This window comes from Streptomyces sp. CB01373 (genome assembly GCF_002803075.1).
GTDB lineage: Bacteria > Actinomycetota > Actinomycetes > Streptomycetales > Streptomycetaceae > Streptomyces.
This window is the reverse complement of sequence record NZ_NNBK01000013.1, coordinates 1-22562: the sequence shown is the minus strand read 5'-3', so window position 1 is coordinate 22562 and position 22562 is coordinate 1. Positions and strand designations below refer to the sequence as shown.

General features: G+C 73.4%; 14 protein-coding genes, 1 tRNA gene, 1 pseudogene and 1 riboswitch. Of the genes and pseudogenes, 9 read left to right on the top strand and 7 right to left on the bottom strand.

Annotated features, from left to right (window positions below; genetic code table 11):
- Positions 1-89: 89 nt before the first annotated feature.
- From CG719_RS21820 to CG719_RS21800, 5 genes and pseudogenes are all read left to right on the top strand, one after another.
- Positions 90-1669 (top strand): annotated as a pseudogene (locus tag CG719_RS21820) (APC family permease); the annotation flags it as partial.
- A 126-nt stretch (positions 1670-1795) separates the two neighbouring features.
- Positions 1796-2926 (top strand): dihydrofolate reductase family protein, encoded by a 1131-nt coding sequence (locus tag CG719_RS21815; RefSeq protein ID WP_100570370.1) that lies wholly within the window; start codon positions 1796-1798, stop codon positions 2924-2926.
- Between the two features lie 50 nt (positions 2927-2976).
- Positions 2977-3050, top strand: a tRNA-Met gene (locus tag CG719_RS21810).
- Positions 3051-3294: 244 nt separating this feature from the next.
- A riboswitch (cyclic di-AMP (ydaO/yuaA leader) is annotated at positions 3295-3451 on the top strand.
- Positions 3452-3462: 11 nt separating this feature from the next.
- Entirely contained in the window at positions 3463-4500 is a 1038-nt protein-coding gene (locus CG719_RS21805; protein ID WP_100570369.1) for a M23 family metallopeptidase, read from the top strand.
- Between the two features lie 115 nt (positions 4501-4615).
- Complete coding sequence (locus CG719_RS21800; protein WP_100570368.1) at positions 4616-5560, top strand: aldo/keto reductase; 945 nt, start codon at positions 4616-4618, stop codon at positions 5558-5560.
- 19 nt (positions 5561-5579) lie between these two features.
- Here the strand turns inward: CG719_RS21800 and CG719_RS21795 are convergent, their stop codons facing one another.
- The 4 genes from CG719_RS21795 to CG719_RS21780 form a co-directional block, all read right to left on the bottom strand.
- Positions 5580-6980 (bottom strand): PrsW family intramembrane metalloprotease, encoded by a 1401-nt coding sequence (locus CG719_RS21795; protein WP_100570367.1) that lies wholly within the window; start codon positions 6978-6980, stop codon positions 5580-5582.
- A 19-nt stretch (positions 6981-6999) separates the two neighbouring features.
- Complete coding sequence (trmB, locus tag CG719_RS21790) at positions 7000-7845, bottom strand: tRNA (guanosine(46)-N7)-methyltransferase TrmB (protein ID WP_100570560.1); 846 nt, start codon at positions 7843-7845, stop codon at positions 7000-7002.
- A gap of 68 nt (positions 7846-7913) precedes the next feature.
- Positions 7914-9134, bottom strand: coding sequence for an L-2-hydroxyglutarate oxidase (lhgO, locus tag CG719_RS21785; protein ID WP_100570366.1), 1221 nt, complete (start codon positions 9132-9134; stop codon positions 7914-7916).
- A 97-nt stretch (positions 9135-9231) separates the two neighbouring features.
- Entirely contained in the window at positions 9232-10656 is a 1425-nt protein-coding gene (locus CG719_RS21780) for an MFS transporter (protein WP_100570365.1), read from the bottom strand.
- 684 nt (positions 10657-11340) lie between these two features.
- Here CG719_RS21780 and CG719_RS21775 point away from each other — a divergent pair.
- Positions 11341-13440 carry an asparagine synthase-related protein gene (locus tag CG719_RS21775; protein WP_100570364.1) on the top strand — a complete coding sequence of 700 codons (2100 nt, stop codon included), beginning with the start codon at positions 11341-11343 and terminating at the stop codon, positions 13438-13440.
- Here the strand turns inward: CG719_RS21775 and CG719_RS21770 are convergent.
- Both CG719_RS21770 and CG719_RS21765 read right to left on the bottom strand, forming a co-directional pair.
- Entirely contained in the window at positions 13427-15532 is a 2106-nt protein-coding gene (locus CG719_RS21770; protein ID WP_100570363.1) for a sigma-70 family RNA polymerase sigma factor, read from the bottom strand. The genes CG719_RS21775 and CG719_RS21770 overlap by 14 nt on opposite strands.
- Positions 15533-15714: 182 nt before the next feature.
- On the bottom strand, positions 15715-16482 hold the full coding sequence (locus CG719_RS21765) for a TetR/AcrR family transcriptional regulator (protein ID WP_100570362.1): 768 nt from the start codon (positions 16480-16482) through the stop codon (positions 15715-15717).
- Between the two features lie 394 nt (positions 16483-16876).
- Here CG719_RS21765 and CG719_RS21760 point away from each other — a divergent pair, with 394 nt between their 5' ends.
- Positions 16877-18253, top strand: a complete 1377-nt coding sequence (locus CG719_RS21760) for an NAD(P)/FAD-dependent oxidoreductase (RefSeq protein WP_100570361.1) — start codon at positions 16877-16879, stop codon at positions 18251-18253.
- A gap of 235 nt (positions 18254-18488) precedes the next feature.
- The gene (locus tag CG719_RS21755) at positions 18489-20174 is read left to right on the top strand and encodes an ATP-binding SpoIIE family protein phosphatase (RefSeq protein ID WP_100570360.1); all 1686 of its coding nucleotides are present in this window, start codon (positions 18489-18491) and stop codon (positions 20172-20174) included.
- A 54-nt stretch (positions 20175-20228) separates the two neighbouring features.
- Here CG719_RS21755 and CG719_RS21750 read toward each other — a convergent pair whose 3' ends face one another.
- Positions 20229-21500, bottom strand: a complete 1272-nt coding sequence (locus CG719_RS21750) for an MFS transporter (RefSeq protein ID WP_199836739.1) — start codon at positions 21498-21500, stop codon at positions 20229-20231.
- A 178-nt stretch (positions 21501-21678) separates the two neighbouring features.
- On the opposite strand from CG719_RS21750, the gene CG719_RS21745 reads away from it, so the two are divergent.
- Positions 21679-22242, top strand: a complete 564-nt coding sequence (locus CG719_RS21745; protein WP_100570358.1) for a MarR family winged helix-turn-helix transcriptional regulator — start codon at positions 21679-21681, stop codon at positions 22240-22242.
- Positions 22243-22562 lie beyond the last annotated feature (320 nt).

The window sequence follows — 22562 nt, the reverse complement described above, 5'->3', positions numbered from 1 at the left end:
CGCCCAACGCGCCGCGTTCGCCGAGCAGCGCACCCACGGCCTACAGGTGCGGCACACGGCCAAGCTGCGCCGCCTGGACCCGGCCGCCAGTGGCCTGCGCGTTCCCGAACGGGGGCGGCGCGTACGCGGTCGCGGGGCGCCATCTGGGCCGGCGGGTCAGTCTGGTCGCCGCCGCCTCGCTGATCATCGACTACGTGCTGAACGTCGCCGTGTCGGTCTCCGCCGGCGTGGCCGCGCTCACCTCCGCCTTCCCCGTCCTGTACGGCGACCGGGTGCTGCTGTGCGTGATCGTGCTGGGGCTGATCACGGCGGTCAACCTCTACGGGGTCGCCGAGTCCGCCAAGGTGATGATCGCTCCCACCGTGGTGTTCGTCGTGGCGATCGCCGCTGTCGTCGTGGCCGGGCTGGTGCGGCGGACGCCGGCGGTCCCGCCCGTCCATCCGACGGCCTCGGCCGTCTCCGCGGTCGGAGTCCTGCTGCTGTTGCGGGCGTTCGCCTCGGGCTGCTCGGCGCTCACCGGTGTGGAGGCCATCGCGAACGCCGTCCCCACCTTCCGCACCCCGAGGGTCCGGCGGGCGCAGCGCACCGAGGTCGCGCTCGGCGCGCGGCTCGGTGCCATGCTCATCGGCTGTCGCTGCTCATCGGCAGGTTCCACGTCGCACCGAGCCGCACCAAGACCGTACTGGCGCAGCTCACCGAGGCGTCCCTGGGTCACAACGCCGGCTTCTACGTCGTGCAGTTCGCCACCATGACGCTGCTCGCGCTGGCGGCCAACACCTCCTTCGGCGGCATGCCCGTCCTGACCTCCCTGCTGGCACGAGACAACCATCTGCCGCACGTCTTCGGGCCGCGGGCCGACCGGCAGGTCTACCGGTACGGCGTCGTCGTGCTCGCCGCCACCGCCCTGATCCTGCTGGTCGTGGCCGAGGGCGACACCCAGAAACTGGTGCCGGTCTTCGCCATCGGCGTGTTCATCGGTTTCACCCTCTCCCAGGCCGGCATGGTCCGGCACTGGCGCCTGGACCGGGGTCCCGGACGGCATTGGCGCGCGGCCGTCAACGGCGTCGGGGCACTGCTGACCCTCGCGGCGCTGGTCATCGAACTGGTGTCGAAGTTCGGTGAGGGCGGCTGGCTGGTCTTCGCCGCGGTCGCCGTCCTGGTGACCGTGTTCGAGTCGGTACACCGCGCGTACCAGCGCATCGGCGCGGCCCTGCACCTGGGCGAGGTCCCCGCACGGCCCGCGCCGCGCCACTCGGTCGTCGTCGTTCCCGTCGGCGCCGTCAACCTGCTCACCAGCGAGGCCGTCAGCGCCGCGCTGTCACTGAGCGACGAGGCCCGCGCCGTCACCGTCGTGCACCCCGAGGACCGCGCCGCCTCCTCCGCCGACGAGGTCCACGCCGCCTGGAACGCCTGGCAGCCCGGGGTCCCCCTCACCGTGCTGCAGAGCCGCACCCGGTCCCTGACCCGGCCCGTCGTCGACCACGTGCGCGCGCCGGCCGCCCAGGAGCGGCACTGCCGGATCGTGGTCCTCATCCCGGAGATGCACCTGCCCAGGCCCTGGCAGCGGCTACTGCAGAACCAGCGCGGCGCGGTCCTCGACCGCGCCCTCCGCCGCCACACCGACGCCGTCATCTGCCGGCTCCGGTTCCGCATCCGCCTCGATCACTGAACCGAACCGACCGGTGGGCGGCCCGCTCGCGCCGCGGGCGCGGCCACCGGCACGGTGGTGCCGCGTTCGCGGGCGACGGGGTCGGTCACACTGGAGGCGAGCCCGCCGCCGAGAGAGAGGGCGTCGATGCCCCACCCGTACGTCCTGCTGTCCGCCGCCGTCTCGCTCGACGGATACCTGGACGACACCGGTCCCGAGCGCCTGCTGCTCTCCAGCCCCGCCGACTTCGACCGGGTCGACGAGGTGCGGGCGTCGTCCGACGCGATCCTGATCGGCGCCGGCACCCTGCGGGCCGACAATCCGCGGCTGCTGGTGAACTCGCCCGAGCGGCGGGCCGCCCGCCGCGCCGCAGGGAAGCCGGAGTACCCGCTGAAGGTCGCGGTCAGTGCCTCCGGCGAGCTGGACCCCGAAGCGCCCTTCTGGCACACCGGCGGCGAGAAGGTCCTCTACACGACCGACGAGGGCGCGCTGCGGCTGCGGCGTACGGGCCTGGCCGCCGACGTCGTGCCGCTGGGCGCCGAACTCGACTGGCCCCGGCTGCTCGAGCACCTGCACGACGTACGAGGGGTGCGCCGGCTCATGGTCGAGGGCGGCGGAACCGTCCACACCCAGCTGCTGCGGCAGCAGCTCGCGGACGAGGTGCAGCTCGTGCTCGCCCCCCTGTTCGTGGGGGACCCGGACGCGCCCCGGCTGTTCGGGCCGGGGACCTACCAGGGCGGGCGGCTGCGGCTGATGGAGACGCGGACCATCGAGGACGTCGTCCTCGTGCGCTACGAGCCCACCGCTCCCGGCACCGCCGGCCGCGCCGCTCCCGCGGACCGGCACTGGCTCCGGATCGCCTGCGAACTGGCGGCCCAGTGCCCGCCGTCCCGGACCGCGTTCAGCGTGGGCGCCGTGGTGGTCGCCGCCGACGGGACCGAACTCGCCCGCGGGTACTCGCGGGAGGGGGACGACCCGTTCGTGCACGCGGAGGAGGCGGCGCTGGCCAAGGTCGACCCGGCGGATCCGCGGCTGCCGGACGCCACGGTGTACAGCAGCCTGGAGCCGTGCGCCCGCCGCGCCTCCCGGCCGCGTCCGTGCGCCCGGCTGATTCTGGACGCCGGGGTGCGGCGCGTGGTGACGGCGTGGCGGGAGCCGGACACGTTCGTCGAGGGAGCCGACGGCACCGGGGTGCTGGCGGCCGCTGGCGCGGTCGTCGTCGTGGTGCCGGAGTTCGAGGAGAGGGCCACGGAACCCAACCGGCATCTGTTCGGCTGAGAGGTTGGTGCGAGCGGCCTTCCGGATGGCATATACTGGTGTCACAACGACGCGGGGTGGAGCAGCTCGGTAGCTCGCTGGGCTCATAACCCAGAGGTCGCAGGTTCAAATCCTGTCCCCGCTACTGAAGGCTCAGGGCCGGAATCCGATTCATGGATTCCGGCCCTGAGTGTTTTCGCGCCTCCACGGGTCCTCGTCTCAAGAGCTCCGGAAAGCGCGGTCAACTCGCCCGGTTTTCGGTGCTCATGGACCGTAAGGTCGGGCCGGAAGGTTGAGTGATCAAGCCGAACGGCTTGGAATCAGGGGCCCGAGTCTATTAACGTTCGATAACGCAGCACGGTCGTCCCAGCCGTCACAAGAGGCGGCTCCGTGCGCGCACGCCGAATCCCGCAAGGGAACCGGGGAACCACCTACTTGGGGTGAATCGAGCGTAAGCGCCGTATGAACACGGCTTGTTTACGCGCGTAGGAGACCTTCCCGCTCCGAACCCGTCAGCTAACCCGGTAGGCGATGCGGAAGGAAAGGAGTGCGCCTTCGTGGCGTCCAACCCGCCTGCTCCGGAAGCCCCGTTCGCGCCGAGCCGCCAACACGGCGAGACCTTCGGCTACGACAGCCGACGCGCCGATGAGGGCCCCTGGGAGGAATGGAACCCGAGCGCGGAGTCCATCCGTCCCGTCCGCGGCCGGCACCGCGTCGCCAAGCAGCGCGGCGGCGGGCTCGCCCGCAGCTCCACCGTTCTCGGCGTCGGCGTCATCGCCGCCGTCGGCGCGGGGGGCATGGCCAGCGCCAACAGCGCCAAGCCGCCGGTGTCCATCTCGCTGCCCGACCTGCCCTCCGTGGGCTCCCTGTTCGAGGACAACTCCGACGCCGCCCCCGAGGGCTCGGCGACCGCGCTCAGCGGCATCGGCGTGACCGCCACCGAGACCGAGCAGGGCACCTCGGACGCCGGCGAGGTGCTGCGCAACCGGATCATGGCGCAGGCCGAGCAGCAGCAGGAGCAGATCGAGGCCAAGGCCCAGGCGGATGCCCAGGCCGCCGCCGCCAAGAAGGCCGCCGACGAAGCCGCGAAGGCGCGGGAGACGGCCGAGGCCGAGGCCGCCGCCGCCAAGAAGAAGGCGGACGAGGAGGCCGCGCGGAAGGCCGAGGAGGCGCGGCTGGCCGAGCTGGCCAAGCAGTACACGCTGCCCACCTCCTCGTACACGCTCACCTCCACCTTCGGCCAGGCCGGCTCCATGTGGTCCTCCGGCTACCACACCGGCCTCGACTTCGCCGCGCCGACGGGCACCCTGCTGAAGGCGATCCACACCGGCACCGTCACCGAGGCCGGCTGGGCCGGTGCCTACGGCTACCGCACGATCCTCACCCTCGACGACGGCACCGAGCTCTGGTACTGCCACCAGTCCTCGATCAGCGTCAGCGTCGGCCAGCAGGTCAGCACGGGCGACGTGATCGGCCGCGTGGGCGCCACCGGCAACGTCACCGGGCCCCACCTCCACCTGGAGGTCCACCCGGGCGGCCAGTCCACCGGGATCGACCCGACGGCGTGGCTGCGCGACAGGGGTCTCACCCCCTGACGGACACGGACCGGCCCCACCGCCGACGAAGCCGTGGGGCCTGTTTGCGCAACCTTTGCGGCCGGATGCGGCCTGTCCGGAATGGGCTGCTCCGGCACGTTTGTTGATGTCATGCATGACTTCTCTACGCACACTGGGCTCGTCCGAGCTGGAGGTCTTCCCGCTCGCCCTCGGCGGCAACGTCTTCGGCTGGACCGCCGGCCAGGAGCAGTCCTTCGCCGTCCTCGACGCCTACACGGCGGCCGGAGGCAACTTCGTCGACACCGCCGACTCCTACTCCGCGTGGGTGGACGGCAACCAGGGCGGCGAGTCCGAGACGATCATCGGCAGGTGGGTCGAGGAGCGAGGCAACCGCTCCGACGTCGTCATCGCCACCAAGGTCAGCCAGCACCCCGACTACCAGGGGCTGGGCGCCGCCAACATCAAGGCCGCGGCCGACGCCTCCCTCAGGCGCCTGGGCACGGACCACATCGACCTGTACTACACGCACTTCGACAAGCCGGAAGTCCCCGTCGAGGAGATCGTCGGCGCGCTCGACGAGCTGGTCAGGGCGGGCAAGGTGCGGCACATCGCCGCCTCCAACATCTCCGCCGAGCGGCTCCAGGCCTCCCTGGACTTCTCCGAGCGCGAGGGCCTGGCCCGGTACGTGGCGCTTCAGCCGCACTACAACCTGGTCTCGCGCGACACCTACGAAGGCGGTCTGCAGAGCGTCGCCGAGCGGTCGGGGCTGGCCGCCGTCCCCTACTTCGCGCTCGCCTCCGGCTTCCTGACCGGCAAGTACCGGCCCGGTACGACGGTGGACAGCGCGCGGGCGCAGGGCGCGGCCAAGCACCTGGAGACCGAGCGCGGCCAGAAGGTCCTCACGGCCCTGGACGAGGTCGCCCGCGCCCATGACGCCGAGGCCGCCACGGTGGCCCTGGCCTGGCTCGCCGCACAGCCGACGGTGGCCGCCCCGATCGCCTCGGCGCGGACGGTGGAACAGCTCCCGGCGCTGCTCGGGGTCGCGCAGCTGCGGCTGACGGAGGAGGAGCTCGGCAAGCTGACGCGGGCGTCGGCGTGACTCCCGTCCCCGGGGGTCGCTAGGACGGGGTCCGGTACGGGTTGTACGAGGGGTACGGCACCGCCTGACCGTAGGGATACGGCGTCGCCGGCCCGTACGACCCGTACCCCGGGGGCCGCGGATGTACCCCGTAGGCCCCGTGCACCCCGTACGTCCCGTAGGCCCCGTGCACCGCGTACCCCGGCCAGGGTGGCGCGGCGATGGGCGTCGTCATCCTGGCCGCGTGGTCCAGGGCGGGCTGCGCCACCTCCCGTCTGCGCCACAGCTCGTGCAGCAGTTCCCGTTCCCGTACGGTGAAGTCGGCCCCGGCCCGGCCCAGGCGCCCGCGGTGCCGGAGGAACGCCAGCGAGGTCGCGTACGCCTCGTACTGGGCGACCGTCCGCGCCGCCTGCCTGCCGAGGTGGCGCCGCGCGTGGTCGCGGGCCAGCCGGCGCGCCCGCATGGAGGCCAGGGCGAACGGTTCGGCCGGGTTGAGCCATCCCGCGGCCGTGTACGCGGGCAGTTCCTCGCGCACGGTCCTCAGCTCGCGTTGCCGGGTCCACACGACCAGCCAGGTCAGCAGCCCGAAGACGGGCACCATGATGGCGGCGTAGACCGCGAAGAAGCCGTACTCGCCGAAGGTCGTCGAGCCGTTCCACAGGGCGTGCATGCCCATCGCGAGCAGCAGCCCGGCCGGCGGCGGCAGCAGGCGCCGCAGGCGGCGGCGGTCCCCGGACATGGCGGCGATGCCGAAGCCGATGCCGGTGAGCACGGTGAACATCGGGTGCGCGAACGGCGACATGATGACGCGGACGAAGAAGGTCGCCGCCGTGACGGAGGCGATGCCACGGTCGCCGGTGAGCTGGTCGGTGCCGAAGGCGTTGCCGAGGTAGAGGATGTTCTCGGTGAACGCGAAGCCGGTCGCGGTCACGCCGGCGACGACGACCCCGTCGACGATGCCGGTGAAGTCGCGTCTGCGGAAGAGGAAGACCAGCAGGACGGCGGCGGCCTTCGCGGACTCCTCCACGACCGGCGCTATCACCGTCGCGCCCAGGGTGTCGGCGCCGTCGGCGTCGGCCGTCGCCGTGGCTATCCAGTGTGTGGCGAAACTGTTCGCGACGATCGCGATCAGGGCCGCCGCGCAGGCGCCCCAGGCGAACGCGAACACCAGGTTCCGCCAGGGGCTCGGCTCGACCCGGTCCAGCCAGCGGAAGGCGGCCGTCAGCAGCGGTACGGGCAGCACCGCGAGCCCGAGCCCGACGAGGAACCCCTCGGTGCCGGTCTGCCGGCGCACCAGGGCGAGGATGACGAGCCCGGACAGCGCCAGCAGGGTGACGAGGGCGCCGTACCTGACCCATCGCCGCTGCCACCAGTGCGCGTGGCGGGACGGGCCGCCGGGGGCGTCGCCGGGAGGTGTCGGGTACGGGGGGCAGGTGTCCACGGCATCGGCCCTCACGAGGTCACTGCGGCTGCTGGTCTTCCGGCCGGGGTACGCGGCGGAACAGCAGATCGTTCACCACGTGACCCTTCTCCAGTCCCTGGCCCTCGAAACGGGTCAGCGGACGGAAGCCCGGACGTGGCGCGAAACCGCCGTCGGGCCGGGTGTTCTCGAAGTCCGGGTGCGCGGTCAGCACGTCGAGCATCTGCTGGGCGTACGGCTCCCAGTCCGTCGCGCAGTGCACGAGCGCCCCGGGCCTGAGCCGGGTGGCGGCCAGCGTCAGGAACTCCGGCTGGATCAGCCGCCGCTTGTGGTGCCGCTTCTTCGGCCAGGGGTCGGGGAAGTAGACGCGCAGCCCGCCGAGGCTGTCGGGGGTGAGCATCTCGCGCAGCAGGATGATGGCGTCGCCGTTGCCGACGCGGACGTTGCCGAGTCCGTGCCGGTCGGCGAGGCTCAGCAGGTTGCCCTGGCCCGGCGTGTGCACGTCGACGGCGAGGATGTCGGTGTCCGGGTCCGCGGCCGCCATCCGGGCGGTGGCCTCGCCCATTCCGAAGCCGATCTCCAGCACCACCGGGCGGGCGTTCCCGAACAGCTCGGCGAGGTCGATCACCCGCTGCCCGTCGATGTCCAGCCCCCAGGTGGACCACAGCCGCTGCAACGCGTCCGCCTGGCCCGCGGTCACCCGGCTCCGGCGTGGCTGGAAGCTGCGGATCCGCCGCTCGAAGTGCGAGCCGGCCGGATCGGCCCTGGGCCCGTCGGGGAAACGCGGCTCCCCCTTGGCCCGGGTGTGCCGCAGGGACACGCCGGGCTCGTGCCGGGGCAGCTCGCCGGGGGCGGGAGCCTGGGGGGTGTTCAGCGAGTCAGTCACAGTGGGAACGATTTTACGGGGGCCCGGCACGAAGCGGTCCTCAAGGCCGACGGGGCCCGGCGTGCCCTTCATGCCGCCGCCAGCACGGCCAGGGCCCGCCTCGCCACCTCGCGCCCGATCGGCAGCGAGGCGGTCGCCGCGGGACTGGGCGCGTTGAGCACGTGCACCGTCCGGGCGCCCTCCCTGATCAGGAAGTCGTCCACCAGCGTGCCGTCGCGCAGGACGGCCTGCGCCCGCACCCCGGCCGGGGCCGGCACCAGGTCGTCCTCCCGCACCGCGGGTACCAGCCGGCGCACCGCCCGGGTGAAGGCGGCCCTCGACACCGACCGCCGCAGCTCCCCGGCCCCGTACCGCCAGTGGCGGCGGGCGATCCGCCACGACCCGGGCCAGCCCAGCGTCCCCGCCAGCTCCCGCGGCCGTACGGTCCCCCATCCGTAGCCCTCGCGGGCCAGCGCCGGCACCGCGTTGGGCCCGATGTGCACACCGCCGTCGACCCCGCGGGTGAGATGCACCCCGAGGAACGGGAACGCCGGATCGGGCACCGGATACACCAGCCCCCGCACCAGCTCCGGCCGCGCCAGCTCGTAGTACTCCCCGCGGAACGGCACGATCCGCACCTCCGGGTCGTCCCCGGTCATCCGTGCCACCTCGTCGCAGTACAGCCCCGCGCAGTTGACCAGCACACGCGCGCGGACGATCTCACCGCGCCCGGTCAGGACGGCGACCCCGAGCTCCGGCCGGCGGTCCACCCGCACCACCCTGGCCCCGTACCGGATCCGCGCGCCGGAGGCCCGCGCAAGCTGCCGTGCCACCGCCGTGAAGTCGCAGATCCCCGTCGTCCCCACGTGGATCGCGGCCAGTCCGCGGACCTCCGGCTCGTACTCCTCGATCTGCGCGGGGCCCAGCTCGCGCACCGGAATGCCGTTCTCCCGGCCGCGCTGCACCAGCGCGTGCAGCCGGGGCAGCTCGTCCCGTCCGGTCGCCACGATCAGCTTCCCGGTCACCTCGTGCGCGATGCCGTACTCCGCGCAGAACTTGACCATCTCGGCGGCGCCCCCCGCCGCGTACCGTGCCTTCAGCGAGCCCGGCCGGTAGTAGATCCCGCTGTGGATCACCCCGCTGTTGCGTCCCGTCTGGTGCCGGGCCGGGCCCTGCTCCTTCTCCAGCACGGTCACGCGGGTGCCCGGCGCGGCGCGCGTGATCGCGTACGCCGTCGACAGGCCGACGATGCCACCTCCGATCACCAGCACGTCGCAGTCGTAAGCGATGTCCGGCCGCACCTGCTCCACCTCCCGCCTCGATAGTGCACTGCGCCACTGACAATGCCCTCGAGGCGGTGGTACCGCGCGGCCGGGGTGTCCTGCCGCGCGCGGGGAGCGGGCAGGTTCAGGCGGTGGTCATCAGCAGCGGGCGGGCCCGTTCGCGCAGCTCGACCACGCGTGGCTCGTCGCTGTAGGGCTCCAGCCGGTGCAGGAGGTCCTTGACGTACTCCGTGGTGCGCGCGGAGGAGATCCGCCCGGCGACCTCCACGGCCCGCACGCCCTGCTCGCAGGCCGCGTCCAGGTTGCCGGACTCCAGTTCGGCGACGGCCGAGACGACCAGTCTGAGGCCGTGGGAGCGGACGAACTCCTCCGTCGGCTTCGACAGCGCCTGCTCGGTGAAGCGGCGGACCTGACGGGGTGCCTTCAGGTCCCGGTAGCACTCGGCGGCGTCGGCGGCGAACCGGTCGTAGCCGTAGAAGCCGAGCCAGGACGGGTCGTTGTCCCCGTCGCGGGACCGTTCCAGCCAGCCCTCGGCCGCCTTGAGGGCGGCGCCGGCCGCCTGGGCGTCGCCCGCGCGCGCGTGGGCGCGTGCCTCGACGAGCCGGAAGAAGCTCATGGTGCGGGCGGTGGCCAGGCCCCGGTTGCGCTCCAGGGCGGCCTGCGCGAGGTCGACGCCCTCGTCGCCGAAGCCGCGGTAGGTCGCCTGGAGGGACATGGAGGCCAGCACGTAGCCCCCGAGGGGTACGTCGGCGGCGGCGCGGGCCAGGCGCAGCGCCTGGATGTAGTAGCGCTGGGCGGCCTCCTGCTGACCGGTGTCGAAGGCCATCCAGCCAGCGAGCCGGGTCAGTTCGGCCGAGGCGCCGAACAGCGCCCTGCCGACCTCGTCGGAGTACGAGGCGAGCAGCAGCGGCGCGGCCTCCACGCGCAGGCACTCCGGCACCATCGACGAACGCCAGTCGCCGCCTCCGTACTTGGAGTCCCAGCGCCTGGCGTCCTCGGCGGCCTCCCGCAGCTTCTGCACATCGCTGTGGCCGACTTTGACCGGTGCGCCGGAGGCCTCCGCAGGGCCCGCCTCGCGCGCCACCGAACTGTCGGCCGGGGTTATCAGCCAGCGCGAGGCGGGCGTCGCGTACGCGCTCACCGCGAACGATCCGGCGAGCGACTGCCAGATGCCGCCGGAGCCGGCCCGGCGGCCGGCGAGGTCGAGCCGGTACAGCTCCGTCGCCGACTTCACCGCCTGGCCCACGTCCCTGGGGAAGGCGAGGCCCACCTCGGGTGCGGGATCCGCGTCCGCCAGGCCGATCTCGTGGAGCGGCACCGGGCGGCCGAGCTTCTGCCCGATGGCGGCCGCGATGAGGTGCGGCGCCGCACCCTGCGGCACCATCCCCTTCGAGACCCAGCGCGCCACCGAGGTCTTGTCGTAGCGAAGCGTCAACCCGCGCTGGGCGCCGAGGTCGTTGACGCGCCGCGCGAGGCCTGCGTTGCTGATTCCCGCGAGGGCGAGAACGGCGCCGAGCTTTTCGTTCGGCCCGCGTTGCTCCCTGGACATGCGCCACCCCTCGACACAGACGGCTGTCGCGCTGGCATAACCACGCGGCATTCGTAAACCCAGCGTAGTTCGCCGCATCCCAAGCGTTAAGGGGCATTCTTCCGGATGGCGGGATTGTGGCCCGCACTCAAGTGCGGGCCCTGCACGCAGGGTTGCGGCGTGCACCTGCTGTGTGGCCGTGCGCCCGTCCGTGCGCTCTACTCCGGCCACCGGGGGAGCGGTTCCATGGTCCTGCGTGGGTCGGCCCGCTGTACTGGATCCAGTGGGCTGGGGGACACCGCCGCCTTCATCCCCGCGGGTGGCGGAACGGTCCGGGGGGCGAACTCCGCCTCCCGGACTGCGTGTTGTCCGCGTGACGCGCAGTGCGAGTACGGAGCGTGCGCACGCGTGCCCCCATGGTGCGGAATTGGCCGAAAATCGACCCTGTGTGCCAATGCCGAATTACCGCCCCCACCATGGAAGTTGAGGGCGCGAAGGGTGTCGCGGGGAGCGCATCAGGGGGCGCATTCGAGTCGCAGCGACCTTGCACGGTACGGGCGTTCGCCACCACCGGGCCAGGCGCACGGGGGCGCGTACACCCCACCCAAGGCGGCTCCGCCTCCCCTCCGGCGCGCCTCCTTCGTGGCAGCATGGTGACCCGGTTCGTTGCGGTGCACTGGTTGCCCACAGGCGGTGGAGGCTTCGATGCGGTGGTTGGTGGGATGGAGCAGCACCGCCGCGGGCGCCATCGGGATCGGCTCCGCGGGCGCCACAGGACACGACGGCCAGACCCTGCACCCGGTGGGCTCCCAGCTCCTGTGGGGCGACCCCGACCCGCTGTGGGCGGTCGGCGACTGGCGCCCGGACGAGATCCGCGTGGTGCAGGCCGACGCCCGGACGAGGATCGCGGTGCTCGGCATCTGCGGGGCCTCCGACGAACAGCTGCGGCTCGGTCTGTTCGCCGCGCGCGGTGGCGCGCTCAGGCATCTGACGGCCTGGCCGGGAAGCTACACCGCCGTCGTACAGGTGGACCGCCGCGTCACCGTCTGCGGCGACCTCGCCGGCGCCCGCCCGGTGTTCCACACCCCGTGGGCCGGCGGCACGGCGTACGCGACGGCCGCGCTGCCGCTGGCCGACCTCGTCGAGGCCAACCTCGACTTCGGGCATCTGGCCGCCCTGCTGGCCGCCCCCGACGTACCGGCCGCGCTGGACGACTCCACGCCCTACGAGGGCGTACGGCGCATTCCGCCGGGCCACGCGCTGATCCTGCGTGCGGGAGCGCGTGAGGTCGCGGGCTACGAACCGGTCGCCTCGCTCGCGGTGGCCGCGCCGCCGGCCGACCCGGACAGCGCGGTCGACGCGGTGCGCGACGCGCTGGTGGAAGCCGTCCGCGCCCGGCTGTCCGCGCCGCGGCACGTACCCGACATCGATCCCGGCCCGGTGCCCGGCATGGGCCCCGCCGAGCGCCGCGCGGCCCGAGGGATGCCGGTGCCGGGCATCGGGGCCGACCTGTCCGGCGGACCGGCCTCGGGCACGCTCGCGCTGCTGGCCGCCGGGCTGCCGGGCCGGCCCGGCACCCTCCTTGGCCACGGCACGGGAGCCGGTGAGCGTCTGCTCGCGGTCACCTTCAACGACCTGACGGCCACCGGGCGCGAGGCCGAACTGGAACGCGCCGGGACCCTCGCGGCCAACCCCCGTCTGCACCACGTGGTGGTGACCGGCGGCGAGGACGTGCTGCCCTACGCCGAGCTGGACGGCCCCCTCACCGACGAACCCGGCCCGTCCCTGGTCGCGGCGGCACGGCACCGCGCACGGCTCGCGGCGGGCAGCGCGGACCACTTCACCGGCCACGGCGCCCGGCAGGTCCTGGACGCCCACCCCGCGCGCCTGGCCGACCTGCTGATGGACCGCAAGCGCCGCCATCTGGTCCGGCCCGTCGCCGCGCTCGCCAAGGCCGACGGATCGGTCATGGTCCCCGCGCGCGTGTACGGCGCGGCGCGACGGCTGTCGCGCACGCCCTACCGCGCGGGGCTCGACCTGCTCGCCGAACGGCTGCTGCACCGCCGCTTCGACGAGCCCGCGGGCACCGTCGGGGCCTCCCTGGCCGCACTCACCTGGGCCAGACCCGGGCCCGCGGCCCGGTGGCTGACCGGAGAGGCGCTGGCTGAAGTATCGGTTCGCCTGCAAGGCGCGACCCACCGCTCGGGAGTGGGTCCCGGGCAGCGGCCGGGCGACTACCGCGCGCGTGCCGCCCTCGCCCGGCACGCGGCGGACCTGCGGGTGCTGGAGCAGGCGGCCGAGGTCCGCTCCCAGCGGCTGCACACGCCCTTCCTCGACAACCAGGTCGTCCGTGCCTGCCGGGCCCTGCCGGAGGCCCTGCGGGTGCAGCCGGGTGCCCGCGCGGCGATTCTGCGCACGGTGCTCCAGGGCGCGGGAGTGGGCGACCTGCCCCCCGGCTGGGGCGCTCCCTCGCACGCCTCGGCCGCGGCGGCGTCCCGCACCGGCCTGCGCGTGGCCGTCAACGACCTGGTGGACCTGTTCGCCACCCCCCTGCTCGCCGAGGCCGGCCTGGTCGAGGCGCGGGTGGTCCGCAAGGCCCTGCGCGCGGCCTCGCAGGGCGAACCGCTGCCGCTGGACGGCCTGGCGGAGCTGGTCTCCCTCGAGCTGTGGCTGCGGCGCCTGCTGTCCCGTCGCGGCACCTGCTGGACCGGCACGCCCGCGCGTGCCCGCGCGGTACCGTCGGGCATCGCCCCGCAGCGGGGTGCGCTGGCCTCCGGCGGCCGGCCGACCCCTACCGGCAGGTGAACCGGGACTCGGCCCAGTCGGAGAGGGCCGCGGTGTCGAAGGCGCTGTGCGGCTCGACGACCAGCCGTACGGTCCGGTGGCCGACGAGGCTCACATGGACGGCGACGGCCGGGTCGCCTCCCGCGATCGTCCCCGAGTTCCACAAGGGGACCCCGTCGGCGTACACCGAGAAGGAGACCCGGCCGAGCCCGGCCGTCAGGTCGTCGACACCGACCACGGCGTCGTAGGCGGAGCACTCGCGGTTGAGGTCGACGGTGACGGACGACCTGCCGTGCACGGTCACCCCGTGCGCGTACCGCCGGCCGGCGATCGACAGGCTGCGGCGCTGCCACACCCAACTGCTCGCGCCGATCCGCATCTCGGGGCGGGTGCCGTCTCCGGTGAGGTCGTACTTCAGCTCGTTCCACGGGTAGACGACCGGCTCGGGCTCGGGCTCGGGAGGGGGAGCCGGCGTCGGCATGGGGGTGGGCGCGGGCTCTTTGGTCGGGGTGGGCGCCGGGGTGGGCGTCGGTGACGGCCTGGGCGCCGGTGCGAGTGACGCCGGTGCGGGGGACGCTGCGGGGGTCGGTGCTGCCGCGGCGGGAAGTGCCGGAGGATTCACGGCGCTCGGTGTCGGCTTCGGTGTCGGCGTCGGGGCCGGTTTCGGGGCAGACCTCGGCGGCTCGGGCGCCGGGGCCTGCGCGGGCGGAGGAGAAGGCGTCGGCGCCGGCGGCTGAGGAGCCTCGACGACCGGGGCGGACGGGGCGGGCCGCGCCTCCGGCTTGCCGACCGGGGCCTGTTGGCCGACCAGCGCGAGCGCGACCGCCGCTGCGGCGACGCCGACCACACCGGCCGCGATCCCCGCCTTCACCGAAGCGCCCAGCCCTTCGGAGGCCACCGCGCCCCCGCCACTGGAGGAGCCCCCGGCCGCGGCACCCGCGACGCCAGCCGCTCCCGCGCCGCCCGCGACGATGCCGAGCGCCTTGGCGTACCCGGCGGCGCCGAACCAGCCGATGACGGCGACCGGGACCACGGCCGGGATACCGCCGGCGACCTCGGCGATCTGGGTGGCGGCCAGCCGGCACCTGGCGCACTCCTCCAGGTGCTTGCGCAGCCCCCGCTCGGCACGGGTGCGCAGCTTGCCGCGGGCGTAGCCGCCGAGCCGGTCGGCGTACCGGGCGCACTCCTCGTCGTCGGTGAGGGAGGCACTGACGTGGGCCTGGAGGTAGGCCTGCCGCAGCCCCTCCCGGGCCCGGCTGGCCAGCACCCGGGTGCCGTTGGCGTCCAGCCCGAAGAGCGTGGCGACCGCGCTCGGCGACTCGTCCTCGACCTCCGTGTGCCACAGCACGGCCTGCCACCGCTCGGGCAGTGAGCGGAAGGCCCGCATGGCCATCGACTGCTCGGCCTCGTGCATCGCGCGCACATCGGCGCCGAGGTCCAGACCCGTTCCGAAGGAGCCGGCGGCGTCGTCCGACAGCTCCGCGACCCGCGCGGCCCGGGCGGCGAACACCGCGAAGTCGTCGACCAGTTGCTCGCGCCGGGTGGTGCTGGTCCACTGCGCGGCGACCCGCCGGACGGTGGTGAGCAGATAGGCGCGTACGGCGTGCTCGGGACCGGATCCGCCGCGCACCGCCTGGAGCACCCGGGCGAACACCTCGGCGGTCAGGTCGTCGGCGGTGTGGGCGTCCCGGCAGCACGTGCGCGCGTACCGGCGTACGGCATCGGCGTGGCGCCGGTACAACTCCTCGTACGCGCTGTCCTCGCCCGCGCGCACCCGTCCGATCAGCTCGGCGTCGGACGGCGGCAGGTCCGCCGAGGACAGGGGCCCCGACGCAGGCGACACCGTGCTCTTCCCGAACCGCTCGCGCTGCGCCGGTACGCCGCCCCGCGCCGTCGAGCCCTGTGCCGGTACACCGCCCTGCGCGGTTGAGTCCCGCGCCGGTGAACCGCCCTGGGCCGGTACGCCTTCCTGTGCCCGGGAACCACCCTTGGCCCGCCCGGTGCCGCGCGCGGCACCCGGCGGTCCGCCCTGGGCCGGCACCTGCGGAGCATCCGGCCCGTCCGCCCGCGACCCGCCGTCACCGACGCCGTCACCCCGCCCGTCAACGCTCATCGCGCAAACGCCCCCGTTGTCGGCCAGACCGTCCCGAACACCGGGTCAGACTGCCACACCGACCCCCACCGGGCCCCGGCCGCGGGAATCCTCCACTCGTCCGTGGGGCTCCGTCGCGTTTCGTTACCGTCCTCACCCGTACGGGGAGGCCCACCGGGCACGGTTCACGCGGGGGGCACGGTTCACACGGGCCGCGAGCGCAGTCCGTCCAGCAGGATGTCCAGCAGCCGGGCCGAAGCGGCGGCCTGCTGCGCCGCGTCCGGCAGCGCGGGCGCCGCCGTCGCGATGACCAGCAGCACGTCCGACACCGAGACGTCCGGCCGCAGTTCGCCGGCCGCACGCGCCCGCTCCACCAGCCGGCCCACGACCTCCAGCAGCGCCGCCGCCCCCGCGTCGTCCTCCGCCGCGCCGGACGCGGGCCCCGCCGTGTCGGGCACGAGCCTGAGCTCCCCGGAGCCCGGCTGGACGCGCTGCTGCGGCACCCGGGGGTCGGCCCGGTCCTCGGTGACCGAGACCCGCAGCACCTGCGGCGGCAGCAGCCGCCCGGCACCGGAGGCCACCGACGTCCGCAGGAAGCGGGAGAGCGCCGACCACGGCTCGTCCTCCTGGCCGAGCGCGGCCCGCGCCTGGTCGGCGAGCCGGGAGGTCTCCTCCTCGGCTATCCGCCGCACCAGGACGTCCTTGCTCGGGAAACGCCGGTACACCGTGCCGACGCCGACCCGCGCGCGCCGCGCCACGTCCTCCATCGGCGCGCCGTACCCCAGCTCGCCGAAGACCTCGCGGGCCGCCCGGAGCACGTGTTCGAGGTTGCGCTGTGCGTCCACGCGCAGCGGCGCCGTCCGGCCCGGCCGGGGCTCGTCCCCGCGCGCGTTGCCCGCCGCGGTGCCCATCGCGCCGCCACCGGGCGCCGTGGCTGACGCGGTGGACCAGTGAGTGCCCTGAATGTGCATAAGTGATCCCCCGGTAATGACGTCTCCCCCCGGAGACTCTCCCCGTCCCTGATTCCGGAGCGCGCGGAACGGGATCACGCACGATCGGGCCTGCCCCCGAGATCAGGTGCCACTCGGCGGGCTCGCCCGGATCACATCCCCCACACCCCGTCGACACACGAACATAGTTGAGAGGCAGTCAATTCAGAAGGGGCAGGTTCCGCACGGAGCGCCCCCCGATCGGAGTACGAGCCCCATACGCCCGTATTGCGCCCCCTTCCATCCCCCGGCGTACACCTACTGACCTGCGCGCTTCCCTCGCACACCGCTGTTTCGGCCAACCCCGCGCCGCTGGCCGACGGTCACACAATTCGCCGGGGCTGTGGACAAACGAGAGAGTCGGGTGCGTCATGGGATGGTGAAGGAACGTGCGCGCATTCTCGTTGTCGGCGGCGGCTACGTCGGGATGTACACGGCCCTGCGCCTGCAGCGGCGGTTGAAACAGGAGCTCAGCCGGGGCGAGGCGGAGATCACGGTCGTCACCCCCGATCCCTATATGACGTATCAGCCGTTCCTGCCCGAGGCCGCGGCCGGTGCGATCTCCCCCCGGCACGTCGTCGTACCGCTGCGCCGCGTCCTCGACCGGTGCCGCATCATCGTCGGCGAGGCCACCTCCGTCGACCACGCGCACCGCACCGCGACCCTCACCACCCTCGCCACGGAGGAGACCGGGGGCACCGAGAAGCTGGCGTACGACGAACTCGTCCTCGCCCCGGGCTCCGTCTCGCGCACCCTGCCCATCCCGGGGCTGCTCGACTACGGCATCGGATTCAAGACCGTCGAAGAGGCCATCGGGCTGCGCAACCACGTCCTCGAGCAGATGGACATCGCCTCCTCCACCCGCGACCCCGCGATCCGCGACGCCGCCCTCACCTTCGTCTTCGTCGGCGGCGGGTACGCGGGCGTGGAGGCGCTCGGCGAACTGGAGGACATGGCCCGCTACGCCGCCCGCTACTACCACAACGTCAAGCCCGAGGACATGAAGTGGATACTCGTCGAGGCCTCGGACCGCATCCTGCCCGAGGTCGGCGAGGAGATGGGCCGCTACACGGTCACCGAACTGCGCCGCCGCAACATCCAGGTCCTGCTGCGCACCCGCCTCGAATCGTGCGCCGACCGCGTCGCCGTCCTCAGTGACGGGCAGCGCTTCCCGACCCGAACGGTCGTATGGACCGCGGGCGTCAAACCGCATCCGATCCTCGCCGCCAGCGACCTGCCGCTGAACGAGCGCGGGCGCCTGAAGTGCACCGCCCAGCTGACCGTCGAGGGCGTCGAACACGCCTGGGCCGCGGGCGACGCCGCCGCCGTACCCGACGTCACCTCCGGCGAGCCGGGCGGCCTGACCGCTCCCAACGCCCAGCACGCGGTCCGCCAGGCCCGGGCCCTGGGCGACAACATCAGCCACGCGCTGCGCGGCGAACCCCTGGAGACGTACGCGCACAAGTACGCCGGCTCGGTCGCCTCGCTCGGACTGCACAAGGGCGTCGCGCAGGTCTACGGGCGCAAACTGAAGGGCTATCCCGCCTGGTTCATGCACCGCGCCTACCACCTCAGCCGGGTGCCCACGGTCAACCGCAAGACCCGGGTGCTCGCCGAATGGATGCTGGCGGGACTCTTCAAACGGGAGATCGTCTCCCTGGGTTCACTCGAACATCCCCGGGCAGAGTTCGAACTCGCTGCCGGTGGAAAGCATCCTCTCGACCCGAACATCAACCCGAAAGGGTCGTCCTGACCGGACCGGGGAACTCCGCCGCACGCCCCGGCGTCCCACGGATGCCGGCGCGGTCGGCCACACCGCCCAACCGGCCCGCGGCCGAGGACGGGCAGCCGCCCTCCCGGCACGGATGACGCATTCCCGCTGCCCCGCACCCCGGGAACGGTAAGAATGTGCGGTCACCGCCGCGCGGCCCCTGACCCCCGGCCCGGGCCCGGAGCCGGCCTGAGACGACGACACGAGGCAAGGATTCGTGAACTTCACGCGCTGGAGCGCCCGGCTCCCCGGCATCACCGGAACGCAGCGCCGCGCGGCGGCGCGGCCCGATCTCGCGACCGTCGCGGACGGGCGGGCGGACGGCACCGTACCCGCGGCCCGCGCCGAACAACTGACCGACGACACAGCGCCGGTGCCCGCCGTCGACGAACTCCCCGCACGTGAGGTCCTCGACCGCGTCCCGGCCCTTGTCGCCCTCGTCCACGGCCCCGACCACCGCATCGCCTACGTCAACGACGCCTACGCGGCGGCCTTCGGCGTACGCCCGCTCGGCGGACCCGCCTGCGAGGCCCTGCCCGAACTGCGCGAACTGGGCCTGCTCCCGCTCCTGGACCAGGTGCTGCGCAGCGGCAGGCCCCGCACCCTGAAGTCCCGCAAGGCACCCGACGGCCGCTCGTACACGTTCACGTGCACCCCGGTCGCCGAACCGAAGGGCGACGACCGCGACGGCCGCGGAGTCCTGGTCTTCGCCACCGACGTCACGGACCACGCCGACGCCGCCGAACGCCTGCGCGCCAGCGAGCGCCGGCAGCGCGAGACCGCCGTCACCCTCCAGCGCTCGCTCCTGCCCCAGGTGCTGGAGCAGCCCGACGACCTGCGCATCGCCGCCACCTACCAGCCGGGCGGCACGGAGGCCGCGGTCGGCGGCGACTGGTACGACGTCATCACCCTCGGCGGCGGCCGCACGGCACTGGTCATCGGCGACGTGATGGGCAGAGGGGTGCGCGCGGCCGCGGTCATGGGCCAACTGCGCACCGCCGTCCGCGCCTACGCCCGCATGGACCTGCCCCCGCACGAGATCCTGCAACTCCTGGACGGCCTTGCCGCGGACATCGACGCCAACCAGATCGCCACCTGCGTCTACGCCGTCCACGACCCCAACGAGGGCCGCCTGGTGTACGCCTCCGCCGGGCACCTGCCGATCCTGGTCCGCGACGAGAACGGCACCGTGCTGCGCGCCGACGAACCCACCGGCCCGCCGCTCGGCACCGGCGGATGGGTGCACGCCTCCGGCTCGGTCCCGCTGGGCCCCGGCTCCACCGCGGTCCTCTACACCGACGGCCTGGTGGAACGCCGCGACGAGGACCTCGACGAGGGGATCGCGGCGCTGGAACGCGCGCTGGCCGGCGCCACCGGCTCCCCGCAGGTGGTCTGCGACCGACTGGTCCGCTCGGCCGGTGTCCAGGCCGACCACGACGACGACGTGGCCGTCCTCGTCCTCCAGCACCCCGCCCGCACCGGCCCGGACGGCGAACTGTTCCGCAACGCGGCACTGGAACTGCTCGGCGGAGTGGAAGCGGCCCCACGCGCGCGTGCGTTCGCCACGGGCGTCCTCGCCAGCTGGCGCTTCCCGCCCGAGCTGCACGACCTCGGCGTCCTCGCCGCCAGCGAACTGGTCGCCAACTCGCTCCAGCACGGCACCCCGCCCATGCGGCTGCGGCTCAGGCGCACCGACCGCCGGCTCATCGTCGAAGTCACGGACGGCGACGACCACCTCCCCAGGCGCCGCCGCGCCGACCCGGGCGACGAGTCGGGCCGCGGCATCGCCATCATCGCCACCATCGCCACCAGCTGGGGTGCGCGCAGAACCCCGGGCGGCGGCAAGGCGGTCTGGTGCGAGTTCACCCTGCCGGGGCCGGCGGGCCGACGGGGCCCGCGCTGACCCGGACCGTCCGCCGGGGTGCGGGGGTCCGTACCCCGGCGGACGGGCGCCGGCTCACGCCTCGGCGCCCACCGGCTCCGCGGCCACCCCGCCCCGGGCGACCACGCGGCTCCGCGCGGCCCACGGATGGTCCTGCGCCGCACTGAGCCCACGGCCCAGCCGCAGCGCCAGGACGGTGATCAGGAGCGAGAACACCAGGAACGTCACCACGTACGGCCCGGGCAGCGAGGCCGCCAGCGGGCCGCCCGCGGCCGGGCCGAGCGCCAGCGCGAGCTGCTTCACCAGGGCGAAGGCCGAGTTGTACTGCCCTGCCATCCCCTCCGGAGCGAGGTCCGCCACCAGCGGCGCGACCGTCGGCGACAGCATCGCCTCACCGAGCCCGAACAGGGCGTACGTCGAGACGAACGCGGCCGTGGCCATCGCCCGGCTGCCGTGCCCGAGCCCCGCGTACGCCGCCGCGGCCCACGCCACGGCCCAGATCAGCCCCACGGCCGCGATCACCCGCGACCGGCGACGGCGCTCCACGAACTTCAGCACGGCGAACTGCGCCACCACGATCATCAGCGTGTTCGCGGCCAGTGCCGTCCCGAGCGTCGAGGTGTCGATGCCGGCGGCCTCCACGCCGTACGCGCTCAGGCCCGACTCGAACTGCCCGTAGCAGGCGAAGAACAGCACGAAGCCCAGCCCGCACAGCTGCACCATCGCTCGGTTCCCGACGAGCTGCCGCCAGCCGGTCCCCGCCGTCCTTCCCGCCTCTGCCGGATCGTCGGCGATCCGCGGGGAGCGCGGCATCCGCACCGTCGCCATCAGTACGACCAGCAGCAGGAACACCGCCGCCTCGATCGCGAACAGCAGAGTGAAGGAGGAGACCCGAGTGGTGTCGACGAGGTGCCCGCCGATGAGGCCGCCCACGCCCAGCCCGAGGTTCTGCAGGAAGAACTGCATCGCGAACGCCCGCGACCGCGTCTCCGCCGTCGAGCAGTCCACGATCAGCGTCGCCAGCGCCGGCTGCATCACAGCCTGCCCCGCGCCGAGCGCCGCCGCCGACAGCAGCACGGCTCCGGCTCCGCCTGCCAGTCCCAGGCTCAGCGCGCCGAGCGCGGCCGTGACCAGGGCGGCGAGCAGGACCGGCAGCGGGCCGCGCCGCACGATCGCCCGACCGGCGAACGGCAGCACGATCAGCGCGGCCACGGCGAAGACGGCGAGGACGATCCCCGCCGTCATGGCTCCCAGACCCCGCACCTGCGCCACATAGACGTACAGGTAGGGAACGGTGAAGCCGAGCCCGAACGCGCTGAGTGCGTTGCCCACGTGGATCCGGCGCATCGCTGCGCCCATCGCCCTGGTCACGTTCACCCTCTCTGAAGCAGGTAGCAAGTAGTGGACAGGAGGTTGCTTGAAGTGGTCAGTAGTTAGAACTGAAGACTTCGAAGCTAAAGTTCGAAGCTAAACAGTACACCTGGAAGGACTTCAATGCCAAGCAGTCCCGTGCCATACTGCGAACATGGGCGACACCCCCGGCGGCATCGACGGCATCGGCACGGAGCCTGCGCTCGAAGAGCAGATCGCCGCCTACCAGCGCGAGTTCCAGGACCTCGACCCCCAGGTCGAGCAGATCGTCTCCGCGCTGTCCCGGCTGAACCGCCGGATGAACGTGGCCTACGGCCGGCAGACCGCGGCGCTCGGCATCAGCAACGCCGACTGGGAGGTGCTGAAGGCCCTCGTCCTGTCCGGCGCTCCCTACCGTCTGGGCCCGAGTGACCTCGCCAAGCGTCTCGGCCTCACTCCCGCCGCGATGACCCACCGCATCGACCGGATGGTCGCCGAGGGGCTGGTCACCCGGGAGCGCGACGAGGCCAACCGCGTCCGCGTCATCGTGGAGCTGACGTCGGAGGGCCGCGAGAAGTGGCTCGAGGTCATGCGACTGGCCACAGTCTTCGAGGGCGACCTCCTCCAGGACCTGTCCCCGGCCGAGCGCACGGCCCTCGGCGAGATCCTGATCAGGCTCCTTCGCCGCGTGGAGCACGCCCAGCCGGACGCCGGCGGACGGCTCAGCGACCTCGACTGAGAACGCTGTGAGAACCCCTGGCCGGGACGCTTGACAGTCGCCTGCCGGATCCGTAATGTTCTCCGGGTTGCCGCGGAGCCGTAAGGGTTCCACGACGACACATCCGCCGCAGCAGCGGCACCCAAACCACCAGCATGATCTCCCGTCCGGGATTGTTTTCGGCGCGCCCGAATTCAATTTCGAGTGGGACTCGTCGATCTTGATCGGCGCCCGAAGGGCCCGATTGGGAATCGCCGAGAGAGTCCGCTAAGGTTTGAGACGTCGGAACGGCCCAACAGCCGCAAAGACAAACCCCGCTGACTGGGAGTCAGGTCGAGAAA

Excerpts from the sequence above, each read along its gene's own strand:
- CG719_RS21750 (WP_199836739.1), bottom strand. The coding sequence starts at position 21,500 with ATGCGCCGGATCCACGTGGGCAACGCACTCAGCGCGTTCGGGCTCGGC.
- CG719_RS21760 (WP_100570361.1), top strand. The coding sequence starts at position 16,877 with ATGGTGAAGGAACGTGCGCGCATTCTCGTTGTCGGCGGCGGCTACGTC.
- CG719_RS21765 (WP_100570362.1), bottom strand. The coding sequence starts at position 16,482 with ATGCACATTCAGGGCACTCACTGGTCCACCGCGTCAGCCACGGCGCCC.
- CG719_RS21800 (WP_100570368.1), top strand. The coding sequence starts at position 4,616 with ATGACTTCTCTACGCACACTGGGCTCGTCCGAGCTGGAGGTCTTCCCG.
- CG719_RS21770 (WP_100570363.1), bottom strand. The coding sequence starts at position 15,532 with ATGAGCGTTGACGGGCGGGGTGACGGCGTCGGTGACGGCGGGTCGCGG.
- CG719_RS21745 (WP_100570358.1), top strand. The coding sequence starts at position 21,679 with ATGGGCGACACCCCCGGCGGCATCGACGGCATCGGCACGGAGCCTGCG.
- CG719_RS21815 (WP_100570370.1), top strand. The coding sequence starts at position 1,796 with ATGCCCCACCCGTACGTCCTGCTGTCCGCCGCCGTCTCGCTCGACGGA.
- CG719_RS21780 (WP_100570365.1), bottom strand. The coding sequence starts at position 10,656 with ATGTCCAGGGAGCAACGCGGGCCGAACGAAAAGCTCGGCGCCGTTCTC.
- CG719_RS21775 (WP_100570364.1), top strand. The coding sequence starts at position 11,341 with ATGCGGTGGTTGGTGGGATGGAGCAGCACCGCCGCGGGCGCCATCGGG.